The 17,014-nt window shown below is 46.0% G+C and carries 20 protein-coding genes; 11 read left to right on the plus strand and 9 right to left on the minus strand.

What is annotated here, in order from left to right; translation table 11 throughout:
- The 6 genes from AOC06_RS02670 (at position 1) to panD (ending at position 5,892) form a co-directional block, all read left to right on the plus strand.
- Positions 1–774 (plus strand): bestrophin-like domain, encoded by a 774-nt coding sequence (locus AOC06_RS02670; RefSeq protein WP_215272233.1) that lies wholly within the window; start codon positions 1–3, stop codon positions 772–774.
- A gap of 5 nt (positions 775–779) precedes the next feature.
- A complete protein-coding gene (locus AOC06_RS02675) occupies positions 780–1,565 on the plus strand; it encodes a phosphate ABC transporter substrate-binding protein (RefSeq protein ID WP_215381024.1) in 786 nt (261 codons plus the stop codon).
- Between the two features lie 12 nt (positions 1,566–1,577).
- Positions 1,578–2,408 (plus strand): phosphate ABC transporter substrate-binding protein, encoded by an 831-nt coding sequence (locus tag AOC06_RS02680; RefSeq protein WP_215285772.1) that lies wholly within the window; start codon positions 1,578–1,580, stop codon positions 2,406–2,408.
- A gap of 6 nt (positions 2,409–2,414) precedes the next feature.
- A complete protein-coding gene (locus AOC06_RS02685; protein WP_215381026.1) occupies positions 2,415–3,668 on the plus strand; it encodes a TAXI family TRAP transporter solute-binding subunit in 1,254 nt (417 codons plus the stop codon).
- Positions 3,668–5,455 (plus strand): ShlB/FhaC/HecB family hemolysin secretion/activation protein, encoded by a 1,788-nt coding sequence (locus AOC06_RS02690; protein WP_215381028.1) that lies wholly within the window; start codon positions 3,668–3,670, stop codon positions 5,453–5,455. Before AOC06_RS02685 ends, AOC06_RS02690 begins: the two co-directional genes overlap by 1 nt.
- 77 nt (positions 5,456–5,532) lie before the next feature.
- The gene (gene panD, locus AOC06_RS02695) at positions 5,533–5,892 is read left to right on the plus strand and encodes an aspartate 1-decarboxylase (protein WP_215381030.1); all 360 of its coding nucleotides are present in this window, start codon (positions 5,533–5,535) and stop codon (positions 5,890–5,892) included.
- An 11-nt stretch (positions 5,893–5,903) separates the two neighbouring features.
- Here the strand turns inward: panD and AOC06_RS02700 are convergent, their stop codons facing one another.
- Positions 5,904–6,122, minus strand: coding sequence for a hypothetical protein (locus AOC06_RS02700; protein ID WP_112294813.1), 219 nt, complete (start codon positions 6,120–6,122; stop codon positions 5,904–5,906).
- Between the two features lie 209 nt (positions 6,123–6,331).
- Here AOC06_RS02700 and AOC06_RS02705 point away from each other — a divergent pair, with 209 nt between their 5' ends.
- Positions 6,332–6,670 carry a P-II family nitrogen regulator gene (locus AOC06_RS02705; RefSeq protein ID WP_215381031.1) on the plus strand — a complete coding sequence of 113 codons (339 nt, stop codon included), beginning with the start codon at positions 6,332–6,334 and terminating at the stop codon, positions 6,668–6,670.
- A gap of 4 nt (positions 6,671–6,674) precedes the next feature.
- Here AOC06_RS02705 and AOC06_RS02710 read toward each other — a convergent pair whose 3' ends face one another.
- Positions 6,675–7,229, minus strand: a complete 555-nt coding sequence (locus AOC06_RS02710; protein ID WP_215381033.1) for a hypothetical protein — start codon at positions 7,227–7,229, stop codon at positions 6,675–6,677.
- Positions 7,230–7,330: 101 nt separating this feature from the next.
- Here AOC06_RS02710 and AOC06_RS02715 point away from each other — a divergent pair, with 101 nt between their 5' ends.
- A complete protein-coding gene (locus AOC06_RS02715; RefSeq protein WP_255880012.1) occupies positions 7,331–7,603 on the plus strand; it encodes a hypothetical protein in 273 nt (90 codons plus the stop codon).
- Positions 7,604–7,624: 21 nt separating this feature from the next.
- Here the strand turns inward: AOC06_RS02715 and AOC06_RS02720 are convergent, their stop codons facing one another.
- A complete protein-coding gene (locus tag AOC06_RS02720; protein WP_215381035.1) occupies positions 7,625–8,470 on the minus strand; it encodes a hypothetical protein in 846 nt (281 codons plus the stop codon).
- A gap of 155 nt (positions 8,471–8,625) precedes the next feature.
- Between AOC06_RS02720 and AOC06_RS02725 the strand changes: the two genes are divergently transcribed.
- Positions 8,626–10,428: an AsmA family protein gene (locus tag AOC06_RS02725; RefSeq protein WP_215381038.1), complete on the plus strand. Its 1,803-nt coding sequence runs from the start codon at positions 8,626–8,628 to the stop codon at positions 10,426–10,428.
- 21 nt (positions 10,429–10,449) lie between these two features.
- Here the strand turns inward: AOC06_RS02725 and AOC06_RS02730 are convergent, their stop codons facing one another.
- Genes AOC06_RS02730 through AOC06_RS02750 form a run of 5 tightly spaced genes read right to left on the minus strand, consistent with a single transcriptional unit; the run spans position 10,450 to position 12,235 of the window.
- Positions 10,450–10,794, minus strand: coding sequence for a phage holin family protein (locus AOC06_RS02730; protein ID WP_215335378.1), 345 nt, complete (start codon positions 10,792–10,794; stop codon positions 10,450–10,452).
- Positions 10,795–10,838: 44 nt separating this feature from the next.
- The gene (locus AOC06_RS02735) at positions 10,839–11,039 is read right to left on the minus strand and encodes a SlyX family protein (protein ID WP_215381040.1); all 201 of its coding nucleotides are present in this window, start codon (positions 11,037–11,039) and stop codon (positions 10,839–10,841) included.
- Positions 11,036–11,269, minus strand: a complete 234-nt coding sequence (locus AOC06_RS02740) for a hypothetical protein (RefSeq protein ID WP_215335380.1) — start codon at positions 11,267–11,269, stop codon at positions 11,036–11,038. The genes AOC06_RS02735 and AOC06_RS02740 overlap by 4 nt, the downstream gene beginning before the upstream one ends.
- A 7-nt stretch (positions 11,270–11,276) precedes the next feature.
- Entirely contained in the window at positions 11,277–11,693 is a 417-nt protein-coding gene (locus tag AOC06_RS02745; protein WP_215381042.1) for a putative toxin-antitoxin system toxin component, PIN family, read from the minus strand.
- Positions 11,690–12,235 (minus strand): YaeQ family protein, encoded by a 546-nt coding sequence (locus AOC06_RS02750; RefSeq protein WP_215335382.1) that lies wholly within the window; start codon positions 12,233–12,235, stop codon positions 11,690–11,692. Before AOC06_RS02750 ends, AOC06_RS02745 begins: the two co-directional genes overlap by 4 nt.
- Positions 12,236–12,312: 77 nt before the next feature.
- Here AOC06_RS02750 and AOC06_RS02755 point away from each other — a divergent pair, with 77 nt between their 5' ends.
- Positions 12,313–13,917 carry an NAD(P)/FAD-dependent oxidoreductase gene (locus AOC06_RS02755; RefSeq protein ID WP_215381725.1) on the plus strand — a complete coding sequence of 535 codons (1,605 nt, stop codon included), beginning with the start codon at positions 12,313–12,315 and terminating at the stop codon, positions 13,915–13,917.
- Positions 13,918–13,947: 30 nt separating this feature from the next.
- On the opposite strand, the gene AOC06_RS02760 is transcribed toward AOC06_RS02755, so the two are convergent.
- Entirely contained in the window at positions 13,948–14,187 is a 240-nt protein-coding gene (locus tag AOC06_RS02760) for a GIY-YIG nuclease family protein (protein ID WP_215381044.1), read from the minus strand.
- 143 nt (positions 14,188–14,330) lie between these two features.
- On the opposite strand from AOC06_RS02760, the gene clpB reads away from it, so the two are divergent.
- Positions 14,331–16,934 carry an ATP-dependent chaperone ClpB gene (gene clpB / locus AOC06_RS02765; RefSeq protein WP_215381045.1) on the plus strand — a complete coding sequence of 868 codons (2,604 nt, stop codon included), beginning with the start codon at positions 14,331–14,333 and terminating at the stop codon, positions 16,932–16,934.
- Positions 16,935–17,014 lie beyond the last annotated feature (80 nt).

A 17,014-nucleotide genomic window follows, 5' to 3' on the forward strand; every position in this document is an offset into this window, starting at 1 on the left:
ATGATTCAATTTCTGCATTCCGCCTCCAATATTGTTGATGGCTTACTCCTTATCTTGGTTGGCTTATTGTTCTCAACGGGCATTCCTTGGTACATCCGTTGGAAATATCAACTCAATCCCAGTGAGCATTTTGCAAAGGGTGCAGAGGAGGGCTTTAAGCTCTTCACCTCGATTACTTTGCTGTTAATTGCTTTCTCGTTGGTACGAGTTCAAGGCGATCACCGCAACGTGGAAGATTTAGTCTCTAGAGAATCCGCTGTGATTGTGAAGCTCAATCGTGCACTCGTGAGTTATGGTGGCAGAGATGCTGCAGAGCTCCGCAATGATCTAAAGGATTATGCGAATTCTTTGGTTGTGGATGAGTGGCCTAAAATGTCTCAGCGCGAGAGAAGTGAAGACTCTTCTAATAAACTAATTGACCTGACTCAGGGCATACGGTTATTAGATCCTAAAACTTCGGTGCAGCAACTGGCCCGCTCAGAAATCTTAAGCTCCTTAACGCAACTGTCAGATGTGCGAGAAGCACGTTTATCCGCTAGTCATTTAGAGTTACCTCATTATTTATCTCAAGCTTTAATTGTTTCGATCACGATGCTCATCGTGTTTGGCTGGTTTCAGAATCCCTTGCAAAAAATGGTCGCCCATGTTGCTGGAGTGAGTATTGGCGTCTCGCTATTGCTGACATTATTAATTGCACTAGAGGGAATTTTCTTGGGCGAAAGCCAGGTAACTTCTGAGCCGATTGCACGTATTTTGCCTCTGCTAGGAGCTTAGTCATTATGAAGGCAAGCGAAGCGAATTCCATTAAGCAATACATTCAATTGCGTGGTTCAACGACCTTGCTCAGCTCAATACAAGCGATTGGTTCCCAATACATGGATGAATATCCGAGTATTGGCTTGCCTTTGTTGGGTGGTGGAACTAGCGCTGGTTATAAGTCTGTCCTAGATGGCACAGCAGATATTGGTATGGCCTCGGGCGCCATGCCTGAAGATATGGAAATCTGGGCAACCGCTCATAAACGTGCAGTACGCTCGATCAATATTGCTTATGACGGCATTGCCGTGATTGTGAATGCATCTAATTCCATTACCAATTTGAGCTTGGTTCAGCTCAGGGATATCTTCACAGGCAGAGTTGGTAACTGGAACGAAGTCAGCAAGTTATCAGGCAAGATTAATGTATACAGCCACCATCCTCAACGCGGCACCTATGAGCCTTGGAAAAGATTAGTAGTGGGCAAAGAGCACATTACCCTGGGTGCGCAAATTGTGAACGACCATAAAGAGTTATTTGCCGATTTACTGAAAGACCCCTTAGGTATTAGCTATGTCAGTACAACATTCTTAGGTAAGGCGAATCTCAAAGTGCTATCTGTAAATGACTTTCTGCCAACCTACGAGAACCTGCGTGCTAATCAGTATCCGATTCGTAATAATCTGTTGTTGATTGCCCCTGAGCAAACCTCGGATCAAGTTAAGCAATTTATTGATTACTGCTTGAATCCTAGCAAGGGGCAGGCCTTAATTAAAAAAAATGGCCTAGTGCCTATTGTTACTGGATAAGACTTTAATTCAATGGAACGTAGAGAGCTTCTGAAGCGTGTTGGACTGGGGTCCCTGATTGCAGTTGCTGGTGTGGGTGGCTTATATTCCTATCCCTTAATCTTTTCAAAGGCACATAAAAGTCTCATGATTGCTGGATCTTCAGCAGTCAGTCGATTCGTATCCTTCCTAGTCGAGCCTTTCTTGAAGCAAGACCCCAATGTGGATATAGCGCTAGAAGGTGGCGATTCTTTAACGGGCTTAGTCAGTCTAGTGAATGGCGGTATTGACATTGCCATGATGTCGAGAGGACTCTCGTTTGACGAGTACAACCCAGACTTGGTGGTTAATCTCTTGGGTTTCGAGGGGGTGGCATTGATTGTGAACCCCAATAATCCTGTGCAAGGATTAAGTATTGAACAAGTCAACGGCATCTTGCGTGGTCAAATTAAGAATTGGTCTGAGCTAGGTGGGCTTACTGGGGAAATCCAGGTATACGGTAGAAACGAAAGCTCTACCACGCGAGGCTTAATCCAATACTTTGTGATGAAGGGTGCCGCCTTTTCTAGTAAGACCAAAAATTTAGAGAGCGCTAAACAAGTAGTTGACGCAGTTGCTGGTGATCGTAATGCGTTTGCTTATGTCACTGCAAAATATTTAGAAAATCGGATACGCGGACTTGCCATTGGTGGGGTTGAGGTAAGTAATAAGTCATTGTTGCTTGGTACATACCCCTTGCGTAGAGAAATCTTTCTCGTAACTAAAACACCGAGTACGGCGGTAACGAAGCAATTTATTGCCTTTGGTCTTGGGAATGCCGGACAAGATATTCTAGAAGACCGTGGCTTAACGAGAATCAATTAAATATCTATGGCTAAGGAAATCATCGAGAAAGACTTTGAAGACTACGTACATGATGGTCTTGAATGGCTTAGAAGCAAACATCATATTCGTAAGGGCTTGGCCTTAATCGCGATTGCGTGTTTGGTAGGGGTTGCTGGCAAGTTTGCTTATGAGCTCTATCCTCGTCACTATAAGATGACAGTCAGCGGCGGCGGTATGTTAACTAAGAGTCACTTCCTTGCCAAAATCTTGGAAGAAGAGGCTTCCCAGCAACGCTTATCTCTGAAAGTAGCACCTACTCCCGGATCTTATGAGGCTCTGCAGGCGCTTGACAATGGCAGCTTAGATTTGGCTTTTGTGCAATCTGGTATTGATGTATCGAATTACCCCAACGTGCGCTATGTGGCCTCTATCGAGCCCGAACTGGTGCAGTTCTTGGTTAAACCCAACATCAAACAAATTGCTGACCTCAAGGGTAAGACTATCAACCTTGGTAAAAAGCATGAGGGTGTGAGTGTTATCTCTAATCAGATTTTGCATTTCTCAGGATTTGTCCCCGATGTGGATTTCACCGAGACTGACTTCAGTGATGAAGAGCTCTTAAGCATGAAGCCTGATTTACTGCCTGACGTGATTGTTCAGGTGGCATACGCTCCATCACCAGTCGTCGATTTCTTGGTGCAAAAGCGGGACTATCGCTTATTGGAAATGCCATTTCCCCCATCTTTAGCCACACGCTTGGGCTGGGTGGCGGACAGCAAAATTTTGGCTTACATGTATCGGATTGTTCCGCCTGTACCCTCAACTGATATTCAAGTGGTTGGGGTCAACTTAAATATCCTCGCGGGAAAAAATGTCGACCCCAGAGCCATCGTGAAATTCTTAAAAGTCCTTTACAGCCCCTTTACGGCAGCGCGGTTTGGAATTCCGATTCCTGAGGATCGTTTCTTGACCTCGTCGGGATTTCAGCTCTCATCTGGAACCGAAGCCTACATAGAAGAAAAGCAGCCGTTTATTACCAATGCTTTGCTTGATCGCATTAAAGCCACGATTGGTTTGATCATGAGCTTAGGATCTATTCTCTTGGTGGTGTTCAAATGGTTTAGAAGGCCAGAGGATGATCAAGAGGAGTCCGAAGAAGTTCCAGCGTCTCACGGCGATCTACCTGTGACAGCCTCCGTGCATGACGTTGTAGTAACAACAGGCCCCTCTACTGCAACGACATCGGTAACAGATCGTTTGGGTACGGCTATCTCTAGCGTGGAATCTCTCGATAAGTAATGAGTATTTTTCAGGTTCGTATGATGTGCTCGTTGAAGAGCTTGCTTCAAAGTGTAGTCTTAACAGCCTATTTGATAACGGTGACACAGCATGTTTTGGCTCAAGTCGATGCAGGCGCCCTACAGCAAGGGCTTGAGAGGCAGTTACCGTCCACCAGCCCGCTAGCATTGCCCCAGATTGAAACAAGCAAGCCAGCGCAGCCAAGCGCCCCTACTGGGAGTGAGGTTCGCTTTACACCGACCCGTTTTGTTTTAGAGGGAATTCATTCTCTACCAGAAGCAGAAGTGCAGGCTGTGCTTCAACCATGGCTCAACATTCCAGTCAGCTTTGAAGACTTAAGACGAGCATGCGATGCGATTCAAAATCTCTATCGCAGTAAAGGTTTGACCGTTCAAGCAGTAGTTCCACCGCAAAAAGTGCAAGACGGCGTTGTGAAGATTTTGATCACCGAGGCAAAGTTAGGGAAGGTGACCGTAGAAACTCCCAAAGGAGAAACCCGCTTTAGCAAAGAGCGTGCGGCAAGCTATATCACTTATGCCAATCCCATCAATGAGCCGCTAAATATGGAGTCACTCCAAAGAGCGATCATTATTTTGAATGAGACCCCTGGCGTTGCTGCTAATGTGCAGTTACAAAGAGGGGTAAATAAAGGGGATGTTGATGTCAACGTCCAACTCACTCAGCCTGAGCTCTTGCAAGGGCGAGTTGAGGTGAATAATTATGGCAGCCGTACTACTGGAGCAAATCAGGCAGTTGTTTCATTGAATCTCAATGGACCACTGGGTATTGGCGACTTCGCTTCACTTAATACGATTTCTTCACAGGGCTCGCAATATCTGCAGGGATTAATCTCTCTGCCGGTAGATGAAAATGGCTTACGTTTTGGTATATCCGGGACTTACTTGCAATACATCGATGTGAGCAACTATACCGATAACGGAGGGAAGGGTACTGCATGGACAACGGGCTTAAGTGCTGCCTATCCCGTTCTGCGTAGCGCAGGCGCCAATCTCAACGCCAGCCTCAATTACGATATTAAAAGTTATAACAACATTAACTTTTTGACGGATACGGTTACTAGCGCTTACAACATCAATAACCTTTCGGCTGGATTATCTGGCAACTTGGCTGATAACTTTTTTGGATCGCCAGCAGTAAGCGCTGGCACTGTGACATTGATTTTGGGGCACTTACAAATGCTAGCCACTAGCCCAGTAAGTTATGGCGCCTACGATGTTCCGAATTCTTCTCCGACTGCTTATGCGCCGATTACACCATCTAATTTTGCTAAAGCAACATTCTCTGCTTTACGTAATCAACAGCTCTTTGGTGATGACATCACATCACTATACACATCGCTCTCGGGTCAACTTGCTTCCGTAAACCTCAACTCTGCTGAGCAGATCTATCTCGGCGGGCCTTATGGCGTGCGTGCCTATCCTCTATCTCAATCGGGAGGTGCTCAAGGCGGGTTATTTTCATTAGAACTTAGACAAAAGCTAGAAACAAAATTGATGGTGTATGGTTTTTTTGATGCTGGTGTTGTTCAGCAATACAAGGCCCTCTATCCGAGCTGGCAAGGCGAAACCAATGCCAATAATACTTACTCGCTCATGGGGGCAGGGTTTGGGGTGAAATGGGATTATGTTGGCTGGAACCTGGGCGCCATGGTGGCCTGGAAGGTAGGCATCAATCCCTTGTATAGCTCTACTGGACAAGCGGTGAATACCGACGGTACGACAACTCAGCCACGTGGCTGGGTCACTGCAGCCTACGCTTTCCAATAAAACCCCCATCAAAATCGTCTAAACTCAGTGTCTAGGTGAGATTCTGGATCTACCCAAGTGATTTCTGAGGAATAGTTATGAAGCGCATTATGTTGTTGTCCAAAATTCATCGTGCTGTTGTTACCGAAGCTGATCTTCATTACGAAGGTTCTTGTGGTATTGATGAATCTTTGCTGAAGGCAGCGGATATGCACGAGTTTGAAAAAATTGAACTCTACAACATCAATAATGGCGAGCGTTTCTCTACCTACATTATCAAAGCGGCTGCAGGATCTGGAATCATTTCATTGAATGGGGCTGCTGCACGTAGAGCGCATGTTGGTGATCATCTGATTATTTGTACTTATGGCGCCATTGATGACTCTGAAGTTGCGCAACATGTGCCTAAGATTGTTCTGGTTGGCGACAAAAATGAGATCACCAAAATCAAGAGTTAATTGCTTATGATTTAGTTCTCGAGCACCACAATTTCCCCTAAGGAAGTCTTTTCTCGAAACTGCGAGAAAGAAAAAAGCGCTTTGATGCTTGAAGTTTTAATAATCTCAATCATTCCCTCAGGAGTAAGCACCGCAGGGTATTCGCCTGGGGGAAAGATCGTATCTAAAGCCTCAGTAGTCGGCTTTCCCTGAATGCGTAGGATTAAGTTCTTGGTGATTTCAATGCGCATGACTTATATTAAGTTCTAATAATTAGAACAATAGAGTACTGTGCACAATTTTAGTTAAGTCATGCACCAAGATGGGTTCTTAATGAATCTATTATTTTCAAATCTATCCGAGTACATTCTGATGCACAAAATCAGGGCAATTATTTGATTGACACAAAATCGTCACAATGATTGAATGGTGTTTACTCCACCATTCATCTTCCTATGTCATGAAACTCATTACTGCAATTATTAAACCCTTCAAGTTAGATGAGGTTCAGGAAGGCCTTGCTCATATTGGGGTTGAAGGCATGACAACTTATGATGTGCGTGGCTTTGGTCGTCAAAAGGGGCACACCGAACTCTATCGTGGCGCAGAGTATGTGATTGACTTTATTTTGAAACTCAAAATCGAGGTTGCTGTCGTGGATTCGAAATTAGAAGAAGCGCTTAATCTCATTTCTCGTGCGGCATATACCGGCAAGATTGGAGACGGTAAGGTTTTTGTTACGCCACTCAATGAGGTGGTTCGCATCCGTACGGGAGAGAGCGGACAGGCCGCTCTCTGATGGGCTACTGAGTACCTTGCTGAAACTGATGATCGGCTGCATCCATAAAGCCAATGATGTAAGGTGAGGGCACAAAGAGTACGCTCTCGCCGCCACGCTGCGCATGAATATTGACTTGGAAACCGGTCTTCGCATGCTGAATTAAGAAGTCTTCTGTAAGGCTGATAGCCATCATTTCTCGCATGAGACAGCGACCATTGAAACAGGCTCCCGCTTCTCTGGAAACAACATTAAATGTCACCTTGTCTTGATTCACTAAACTAGCCGAGTCGTATAAGCGCCAGTTATTGGGGTAGATCAATAGCACCATGAGTTGATAGTTCTTAGTGCCTTGAGCAGTCTTTTGAGCCTGCAGACCAAAAGTTTGGTCAGTATTATTAGCATCCATCGTATTAATGGTGGGGCCAACATAGCTTTGAGTATTGGAGTTGCCATTGTTGACTAAGTTAGTGGCAAGATAAACGGCTTGCGCTTCATCCGCTTTAATCTGAGGATCATTATTATGAGAGCAGGCACAAAGTCCTCCAATGAGTACCAAGCAGAGGGCAAATCGTTTCATATTTAAATTCCTTGTAATTGCCGGCAGTATGCGGCGGGGCTCTATCAATCCAATGCTCTAGAGTATATTAGACGTCAGTGAACGCGCTAATAAAGAGCTCTATGAATAACTGCCGAATCATTCGTCTTACCCTGTTGAGTAGCCTTTTATTTGCTTTGGGGGCCTGTGGCACCCCAGCAAGCGAATTTGGGGTCTATCGACAATCAGACGGTACGATTGGGGTTCATGCTCCCAAAGATGCCAAAGAATCCGAGGCACAGGCAGCTGCCCTAGAGGAATGTAAAAAGGATGGAAAACGATTCGTCTCCATCCTTGAACAGCGTAAAACCGTAAACAGTAATTACCCAACAACCTATCTTTACAGCTGTCGATAGGCCGCTGGTTGCGCTACTTGCTTAGCTAAGCAACCACTTCTTTACTGATTTATCGACGCACATCGCGTCAAGGGCAAGACCAAAGAAGGCTGAGCCATTGGTGACCATATTTTCGATAGCCTCAACCTTGCCAGACTTGATGCCACGTAAATACGTAGCAGCACGGTATCTCAAGAAGTGCTCGTTTTCATCATTTTCATTCAGTGTAGAGCAGATTTCGATACTGCCGTAACGGGTCTCTGGATTAATGTTGAGCAGAGCAATTCCTACTGCATTAATGAGATTATCTGGTACTGGAATTGGTACATAGGAGTAGAGCGATACCAGCATCTCTTCTTCATCAACTTCAATAATGTGGTCGATATCCAAAGCGTCTTGTTCAGTAAGCTCAGTCTCTCCTGAGTCACCACCACCAAAAGTCGATTCAAACTGCAACATCGCAGTATTGCTATCGCTGGAGATTTCGATCATGTCAGGGTAGCCTAACAAACCCTTCCACCAGTACATCAGAGAGAAAGTGCAAGGCTTGACTTCAACTAAACCCTCATCGGTTGACTTTGCAAAATACAGACCGTAAAACTCATCGTCTTGCTCTAGACCGTATTGATCAACTTTAGGGGCTTTGACAGAGGATTTCTTGGGGGCAGATTTCTTCGCCACTTTCTTTTTGGCTGCGGGCTTTTTAGCAGGAGCTTTGCTGACTTTTTTAGCCACTACTTTTTTCTTGGCTGCTGGTTTTTTAACTGGCTGCTTCACTACCTTTTTAGCCACCAGCTTTTTCTTGGCAACAGCCTTTTTTGGAGCAGCGGATTTTTTAACCACTTTCTTAGCTACCGGTTTTTTCTTGAGAGCTTTCTTTGTAGCCATGATGAATTACCCTTATTTTGGTGGTTAATGTGTTTCTTACAGCATTTGATATTACTGCAATTTAAAGTTCAACTGGATCTCAGTTGCTGTGGCATTGCCAATAGCATTTGAGCAAGAATATTTGACAGTTTTATGGCTTTGATACACTGATTCTGATGATGAAAAAAATCCAATTTGGGCTGATTGCCTTAGGCCTACTGATTAGCCTGGCAGGTGCTGGCGCTTATTATCTGGCCCACTCAATTAATCCCGCTCAACTGACTAGTCTGGTGGCTTCGGCCGTTAAGGATGAGACGGGCAGAAATCTTCGTATTGCAGGGCCCATTGAACTCCATTTTTTCCCCAATATCGGTGTAGTGGCTCAGGACGTCTCATTCAGTAATGCGCCATGGGCTAGCGAAGCAGACATGCTCAAGGTTCAAAAAATCGAACTGAACGTCAAACTCCTGCCACTTTTGAGAAGGCAGCTTGAGATTAATCGGGTTCATCTCAGCGGTGTCGAGCTATTTTTGCAGTCAGACTCTCGGGGTCGTGAGAATTGGGATTTGTCTGTGCCCGCAGAAAAAGGACAAACTCCTTCTGCCTCGAATGCTTCTGATTCAGCGGCAGCGGGTGCTGGGGTTTTCACCACGATCGCCCATTTCAGTTTGATCGATGGGATCATCCATTATCAAAACAGTAGAGGATCGAAAAGTCAGTATTCGATTAAAGATTTTTCTGCCGATAAAGATGGTGGTAAAACGGCTATCAAGTTAGAGGCAAGCGATGGCGCATTGCAATTCGGCTTGCAAGGAAAAGTGACCTCACTCAGGGAGATTACTAGTCAGTGGAATATCGCGCCACTCAAGATTGAAACCGATTTTGAAATTACCTTAGACGGTAAGTCTCTCGATTTGGCAGGCAATATCGAGAAGCAACCGGGTCATGAAGCGCAGTGGGATCTGAATCTGAAATCCAAAGTCTTTGATTTAGCACCGCTGGCTGGTGGTGCTGCTTTAGCGGCTAAAGGGGCGGCTCCAGCCGGGCAAGTGAGTTCAAATCCAAAAACAAAGTCTACCTATTTCTTCAGCGATACCCCTTTACCTTTTAGTCAGCTGCCTTCAGCTCAAGGCAGCATTCAGATTGATATTGCTAAACTGGGGCTTCCTAGTCTTGCCAGTTTGCAGAATGTAAAGGGTAAAGTCGTTTTAAAGGGTGAGCAAATCGATTTATCTGATTTGCATTTTGATTGGGGGGGTGGCCATGCCAAAACTGCGATTCATCTTGCTCAAATCCATTCAAATAATCCACAGCTTCGTATTCAGGGAGAGGGAAGTGGTTTTACCCTGGAGCAATTGATTTCGGCGGGCAATCCTAACTCTAAGGTCAGTGGTGGTGATACCCGCTTTGCTATCAATATTCTGAGTTCTGGAAACAGTTTGCATCAGATTGCCGGTCGTGCAACTGGGCGCGCACAAATCACGATTGGACCAGCCCATATTGCGAAGAATTTCCTGAATGCAGGCGGGGATTTTTTTGTTAGCCTGCTAGATGCAGTCAATCCCATGCGTAAGCAGTTTGACCAGAGCGTTTTGGAATGCGCAGTAGCCTATCTGCCGGTGCAGAATGGGCTAGTGAATATTGCGGACTCGATTGGCTTTAGGACTGATCGCTTGGATATCATCCTCGCTGGTACATTAAATCTCAACAATGAAGTGATTAATCTCGACATTCATCCTAAGGAAAAATCAGGCTTGACTACCGGCGTGAACTTGGGAGGAATGGTCAAAATTCAAGGAACGCTAGAGCACCCAGGTTTAGGGGTGAACAAGACAGGCGTCTTGAATAGTGCTGCATTAGTGGGCCTAGGCTTCTTAACGGGCGGGGTCTCGATCTTGGCGGAGAATGCTAAATCAATCACCAACAAGACCGATCCTTGCAAAACCGCTTTTCATCCTTGGGACGAAATGACTCAATAGCAAGCTTAGCGGGAAGCCCGCTTAGAGAATCATTCCGCTAACAAACAAGCTAAAGAGCGAAATAAAGATACTGGCGAAGAAAGCTGTCCAGAAGCTGGAGATGGTGAACCCACTAACAATAGAGGACACCAACATCAATACTAGGGCATTGATCACAAGCAAAAAGAGACCCATCGTTAACACCGTGAGTGGCAGCGTAAAGAGGATCAATAGGGGTTTCACAATCGCATTCGCAAAACCCAATAAGAGCGCAGCAATCAGCAGGGACCCACCATCAGCAAAACGAAGTCCAGAAAAAATATAACTAGCAACCCATAGTGAAAGAGAGGTTAAGCCCCACTGGATTAAAAATGGCATTAGATTCATGATGACCCCCTGTGATTAATATTGATAACTATAGTACTAGTTGATTAGTAGTGGGGCGGGATTTCATCGCGAAGATTGCTGCCGGGGGGGTTATTTGAGCTACCCTGTTCTTTGAGTGATTTCAGTTCACGGTATAAAAACTCAATTTGTTGCTGTTGCTCATAAACCCGATGATTGAGTTTCTCAATGAGATCCTCGGCAAAACTCAGCTTGATTTCAAGATTAGTAATCCGCTCTTCGCTCATTTCATTTCCTTCTCAGAAATCACGACAAACCGTCCATCTTCCATTTCTGCTTGAGGTCGAATCCAAAAGCTCTGATTACGCAAGGACTCATAAACATAGGCAGGTTGGAGTGTGGCTTCTATATTGGCTAGCATCACTACCCGATAAAAACCGCCAGACTTGAGGTGCTTTAAGAAATCACCAGGCTTAAATAGTCCGTCATCCGGTGAGAAACAAGAGTTGGTATTCATCAAGAGCTTAATTCCAGGCTGTGTAATCGCTAGTAATTAATATATCCTCTTTGGCTGCCCGAGGGGCAATTTTGAGTAACTCAAGATCCTTGCTCAATAAAATGCATGGTCTTAGGCTATAGGCGAGATCTAAAAACACCTGATCATCAGGGTCTTGGCACAGCCAGGGCGCTTTTTGGATCTGCGAATCATTCATCATGAGGGCAATGCCTTGCCATTGAGTCAGGATGGATGATTGGGTTGCTGCATCTAATGCAAATAGCGGTCTGGCAATCACATCTGCAAACTCATCTAAGGTTTGCTGGTTAGCGTAGCTAGTCACCTTTTTATCCAATAGAGCTGCTTTGAGATGAAGTGCCTTCACATCATTAAAAACAAAGAGGTCTAGCAAAACGTTGGTATCAAAAATGACGGATTTGCTCATTGCGCAGAACGCCATACCTCTGGAGTAATCGTCACTTGCCCTTGCTCTGAGGAGATATAGACTTCACCATCTTGAATATTGATGTGCAGAACCATGCTGCGTTCGACGATGTCATTGAGTTGCTTGGCTTGCTCAGCCGGAATGGATATCACTGCTAAATTTTTGGCTCGAGTCAGCTTGTTGCTGATACCGTCCCACCAGATTTTGCTGGTATGGCCGCCATAGCAATACACGATCACCTGATCTGATCGGCCACATGCCTTCAAAATGCGCCGCTCATCGGGTTGTCCGATTTCGATCCAAAGTTGGATGGCATCGGTTAAGTCCTTGACCCAGAGATCAGGTTCATCGGTATCGCTCAGGCCCTTAGTAAAAGTCAGATTCTCTTGGGCTTGCAGTGCAAAGGCCAAAATGCGAACCATCATCCGTTCCTCAGTCTCTGAAGGATGTTTAGCAATCGTGAGGGAGTGACTGCCATAGTAGTGGCGGTCAGAATCGGAGACGTGAAGGTCAGCTTTGTGAATAGTTGCGCGAAGAGCCATGCCGTATTATCGCCTTGAAGTGCCGTGTCCACTATGATTGGGTCAAATCCTCACCAATGAATGTGTATCCTAGCTCCATGATTCGCCTGACTGAACTGCGTTTACCGATTGACCATACTCCAGAAGCCCTTGAGCTAGCAATCATCAAGCGGCTTCATTTGGAGTCAAAAGACTTGGTCAATTTCTTGGTATTTAAGCGGAGTTATGACGCTCGTAAAAACGTGGCCTTGTCATTGATCTACACCGTTGATATTTCAGTCAAGGATGAAGACACAGTTTTGCAGAAGTTCTCAGGTGATCAGCACGTGAGAGTCTCACCAGATACGAGTTATCACTTTGTGAGCAATGCAGCCCAAGCAAGACCAGCAGACCGACCCGTTGTGATTGGCTTTGGACCCTGCGGAATCTTTGCAGCGCTCGTCCTGGCACAAATGGGATTCAAGCCAATCGTTTTGGAGCGCGGCAAGCCTGTTCGAGAGCGCACTCAAGATACTTGGGGCTTATGGCGCAAGAAGATCCTCAATCCTGAGTCCAATGTGCAATTTGGCGAAGGGGGTGCGGGTACTTTCTCAGACGGAAAATTATGGACTCAAGTAAAAGATCCCAAGTTTTATGGACGCAAAGTACTCGATGAGTTTGTGAAGGCAGGCGCTCCCGCAGAAATTCTGTATGTTGCCAAACCGCATATCGGCACCTTCCGTTTGGTCGGTGTAGTTGAAAAAATGCGTCAGGAGATCATTGCGCTCGGCGGAGAGATACGATTCGGACAAAAGGTCAACGGTTTTGAAATTGCTCATGATCAAATTCAGGCAGTCAAGATTGAAGGGCAGCCCGATTTGCCGGCTTCACATGTGGTGCTGGCCTTAGGGCATAGTGCGCGCGATACCTTTCAGGCTCTGCATGATGCCGGCGTCTATATGGAGGCCAAGCCTTTTTCGGTGGGCTTTCGCATTGAGCATCCCCAATCCTTAATTGATAAAGCGCGTCTAGGTCCTCATGCAGGCAACCCCTTAATTGGTGCTGCAGACTATAAATTAGTGCATCACGCTAAAAATGGCCGCTCAGTCTATAGTTTCTGCATGTGCCCTGGAGGCACAGTCGTAGCAGCCACTTCAGAACCTAATCGCGTCGTCACCAACGGCATGAGTCAATACTCGCGTAATGAGCGCAATGCCAACGCAGGTATCGTGGTGGGTATTACGCCCGATGACTATCCTGGTGGGCCAATGGCTGGCATCGAGTTTCAGCGTGCCCTGGAGTCAAAAGCCTATGAGCTAGGTGGGTCGACTTATGAGGCTCCTGGACAGCTCGTTGGCGACTTCTTGGCAGGCAAAGCCTCAACTGAATTTGCTAGTGTGCTGCCATCTTATAAGCCAGGCGTTCATCTCACTGATCTTGCCAGTAGTTTGCCTGATTACTGTATTGAAGCAATTCGGGAAGCGATTCCTGCCTTTGAAAAACAGATCCCTGGTTTCTCATTAAAAGACGCCGTCCTGACGGGAGTCGAAACCCGTACTTCTTCACCCTTAAGAATTACCCGTGGTGCAAACTATCAAAGTATGAATATCAAAGGCCTTTATCCAGCGGGGGAGGGCGCAGGTTATGCAGGCGGAATTATGTCAGCAGGGATTGATGGCATTAAGGTTGCTGAAGCAGTGGCGCTGGACTATCAGGCCAAATAATTTCAGTGGGCTTTTCAGCTCAACTGAACCTTATTCAAAAAAAGCCAGTTTTTGCGCTCTTGGTAGGCGCTTCAGTTTGGCCTCAGCTTTAGACGCCTCAGATCGATCGGGGTGCGCTTGGGTTGCCAAAAGGATGACTGGTCTACGAGATCTCGTGTAGCGAGCGCCATCCCCTGAATTATGAGTCTCTAAGCGATGATCTAAACGGTTGGTAATGCCAGCATAGTAGGAGCCATCAGCACACTCTAAAAGGTAGACTAGCCAGGACATTGAGTAGTAAATATCAGGGTTTAGGTGGTCTTGAAGACCTTGAAATATGTCATATAGTCCTTATATTCTATAGATAGAAAAGAGTTCTAGCGAACTCATCACCATTTTCAGATTTAAGCTGAGTTTTAAATAGAGAGCAATCAATGAGAATAGAGAAACTAACCACTAAATTTCAAGAAGCCTTAAGTGAGGCCCAAAGTTTAGCTTTAGCTAAAGACAATCAATACATCGAACCAGCCCACCTTTTGTTAGCCATGTTGCGTGACTCTGATGGCGGCGCCAAGAGCCTATTAAGTCGTGCAGGAGTGAATGTCCCTGGTTTAGAAAAGGGGCTAGATAAACTCATTAGTAATTTGCCAGAGGTTCAGGGGACTAGCGGAGAAGTTCAAGTTGGGCGTGATTTAAGCAATATGCTCAATCTGACCGAGAAAGAAGCGACCAAACGCGGTGATCAATTCATTGCTGGCGAACTTTTTCTATTAGTGGTTGCGGATGACAAGGGCGAACTCGGCAAAGTCGCACGTGAGAATGGCTTAAATCGGAAATCATTAGAGGCGGCTATTGAATTAGTGCGCGGAGGAGAGTCAGTGAATAGTGCAGATGCTGAAGGTCAGCGCGAGGCCTTAAAAAAATATACTGTTGACTTAACTGAGCGTGCGCGTTTAGGTAAGCTGGACCCTGTCATTGGACGGGATGACGAGATTCGTCGCACGATCCAGATTCTGCAACGGCGTGGCAAGAATAACCCCGTGCTCATTGGCGAACCTGGTGTTGGCAAAACTGCAATTGTTGAAGGCTTGGCGCAGCGGATTGTAAATGGTGAAGTGCCAGAGACACTCAAAGACAAACGTGTACTGGTCTTGGATATGGCTTTGCTCTTGGCGGGCGCTAAATATCGTGGCGAGTTTGAGGAGCGGCTCAAGGCCGTATTGAGCGATGTTGCCAAAGACGAAGGTCGAACCATCATCTTTATTGATGAAATCCATACGATGGTGGGCGCTGGTAAGGGTGACGGTGCCATGGATGCCGGCAATATGCTCAAGCCTGCCCTAGCGCGCGGCGAGTTGCATTGTATTGGTGCGACGACTTTAGATGAATACCGCAAGTACATCGAAAAAGATCCTGCCCTAGAACGCCGCTTCCAAAAAGTGATGGTCGAAGAGCCCAGTGTTGAGGCAACCATTGCGATTTTGCGTGGCTTGCAAGAGCGCTATGAACTCCATCATGGAATTGAGATTACTGATCCCGCTATCGTGGCAGCAGCTGAGTTATCGCATCGTTACATTACGGACCGCTTCTTGCCTGATAAAGCCATTGATTTGATCGATGAAGCAGGCTCACGCATTCGGATGGAGATTGATTCCAAGCCTGAAGTGATGGATAAATTAGATCGTCGCCTGATTCAACTGAAGATTGAGCGTGAAGCGGTTAAAAAAGAAAAAGATGAGGCCTCTCAAAAACGTCTAGCGCTCATTGAAGAAGAGATTCAGCGCTTGGGCGCGGAATATGCTGATCTAGATGAGATTTGGAAAGCTGAGAAGAGCGCTGTCCTGGGTACTGCCAATGTCAAAGAAGAGATTGAGAAAATTAAAGCAGAAATTGTGAAGTATCAGCGTGACGGCAAACTAGAAAAGGTCGCCGAGTTGCAATACGGAAAATTACCCGAGTTGGAGGCTAAGCTCAAGTCGGCGGCAGCAGCAGAAGCCAAAGGCGGTAAAGATGGTGTGGTGAAGAATAAGCTTCTGCGTACTCAAGTTGGTGCCGAAGAAATTGCTGAAGTAGTCTCGCGTGCCACCGGTATCCCGGTATCCAAAATGATGCAAGGTGAGCGTGACAAATTATTGAAGATGGAAGAGCTCCTGCATAAGCGTGTGGTTGGACAGGATGAGGCCATTCGGGCGGTGTCTGATGCAATCCGTCGCTCTCGTGCGGGCTTGGCTGAGGAGAATCGCCCCTATGGCTCTTTCCTATTCCTTGGTCCTACGGGTGTTGGTAAGACTGAGTTGTGTAAAGCCTTGGCTGGATTCTTATTTGATAGCGAAGAGCATTTAATTCGGATCGATATGAGTGAGTTCATGGAGAAGCACAGTGTGGCTCGCCTCATTGGTGCGCCCCCAGGTTATGTGGGTTACGAAGAGGGCGGCTATTTAACTGAGCAGGTTCGTCGTCATCCTTATAGCGTGATCTTGTTTGATGAGATTGAAAAAGCCCATCCTGATGTATTCAATGTGCTGTTACAAGTATTGGATGATGGTCGCTTAACAGATGGTCAAGGACGTACTGTCGACTTTAAGAATACGGTGATTGTGATGACCAGCAATATTGGCTCACATCTCATTCAGTCGATGGTTGATAAGAAGCAGTCTGAAGTCAAAGAGGCCGTGTTTGGTGAGCTAAAGAATCATTTCCGCCCCGAGTTCTTAAACCGGATTGATGAGATTGTGGTCTTCCATGGTTTGGATAAGAAGAATATTGCCAACATAGCCAAGATCTTGCTAAAGAACTTGTCAGATCGCTTGGCCAAAGTGGATATGCAGCTTGAAGTCAGCGATGCAGCACTCGATAAGATTGCTGAAGTCGGCTTTGACCCAGTGTTTGGGGCCAGACCACTCAAGCGGGCTATTCAACAGCACATCGAGAACCCCGTATCGAAGATGATTCTCGAAGGTAAGTTTGGGCCAAAAGATGTTGTGCCTGTGGATATTGATAAACAGGGCGAGTTTAGTTTTACCCTCCAAGTACATTAGTCAGCAGCTCTGAGCCTATTCATAACCCGGTTTTGCTCAAAAGCACTACCGGGTTTTTATTTCATAATATGAAATGACAT

Origin of the sequence: Polynucleobacter paludilacus (assembly GCF_018687595.1) — a bacterium.
In the GTDB taxonomy this organism is placed as follows: Bacteria; Pseudomonadota; Gammaproteobacteria; order Burkholderiales; family Burkholderiaceae; genus Polynucleobacter; species Polynucleobacter paludilacus.